The following is a 279-nucleotide window of genomic DNA, read 5'->3' on the forward strand; positions in this document are numbered from 1 at the left end:
CGACGAACTGCGAAGACCCGGCGAACTCGTCGCTGTGGGCCACCGTCAGCAATGCGAGCTCGCTCGATCTCACGTATGCGTCGCTTGCCAGCAAGCCGGATCTCGCGGCCTTGCCGCAGCCGTTCTTCGACCGCCGCGACGTGCGCCGCCTCGAATTGCCGTTCGTATTTCCGCAAAAGCCCAGGCGGCCGGGGAACCGATCGTCGGCGAAGACGGAATGTACACGGTGGCCGACGGCAGCGGTACGCGCATCACAGAGGCCGAGCGCAAAGGCTCAGT

At 65.6% G+C, this 279-nt stretch carries 1 protein-coding gene; it reads left to right on the forward strand.

All coding sequences use genetic code 11. The features are described 5' to 3' along the window. Positions 1-279: cellulose biosynthesis cyclic di-GMP-binding regulatory protein BcsB (locus EN845_RS35110; RefSeq protein ID WP_210235544.1), on the forward strand; the 279-nt coding region annotated here is incomplete at both ends.

This window comes from Mesorhizobium sp. M8A.F.Ca.ET.202.01.1.1, from assembly GCF_004791595.1.
Lineage (GTDB): Bacteria > Pseudomonadota > Alphaproteobacteria > Rhizobiales > Rhizobiaceae > Mesorhizobium.